The 680-nt window shown below is 75.4% G+C and carries 1 protein-coding gene; it reads left to right on the plus strand.

From position 1 onward, the window contains the following. Window positions 1-104: 104 nt before the first annotated feature. Window positions 105-680 (plus strand): FimV/HubP family polar landmark protein (locus Tchar_RS13600; protein ID WP_328592053.1); only part of this gene is annotated, 576 nt, incomplete at its 3' end.

Here is a 680-nt window from a genome sequence, read left to right on the forward strand (position 1 = left end):
GCATCACCGACGTGCGCCCGCCGCAACCGGTCGCGGCGCCCGCCCCCGCCGCCACCACCCCGCGGCCGCCCGCAGCGCCAGTCCCCGCACGCGCTGCCCAGGCAGTGGCGCCGGAATCCCGCGCTCGGCTGACCGTGCGGCCCGGTGATACCGCTGGCCGCATCGCCGCGGCGCACCGCCCCTCCGACGTGACGCTGGAGCAGATGCTGGTGGCGCTGCTGCGCGCCAACCCACAGGCCTTCATCCGCGGCAACGTCAACCTGCTGCGCGCCGGCGCCGTCATCGACATCCCGGACGCCACGCTGGCCAGTCAGATGGACGCGCAGGAGGCACGTCGCATCGTCGCCGCGCAGACGCGTGATTTCAACGAGTACCGCCGACGCCTGGCGGCCGCCGCCCCGGCGCCGGCCGCGCCGGCGGCCTCGCGCACGGCTGCAGGCACCGTCGAAGCGGCCGTGGTGGAGGACAAACCCGCCGCCGCCAGCGCCGACAAGCTCACCCTGAGCAAACCGGGAACGGGCGCCGAGGCCGAGGCGCGGATCGCCGAGCAGCGCCAGCGCAGCGAGGCCGAGCAGCGCGTGGCCGAGCTCAACCGCAATCTACAAGAGCTGCAGCAGCTGCGTCAGGCAGCGAGCGCCGCGGCCGATGCCTCGGCCTCGGCGCCCGTTCCCGGTTTGCTC

The organism is Tepidimonas charontis (assembly GCF_007556685.1).
In the GTDB taxonomy this organism is placed as follows: domain Bacteria; phylum Pseudomonadota; class Gammaproteobacteria; order Burkholderiales; family Burkholderiaceae_C; genus Tepidimonas; species Tepidimonas charontis.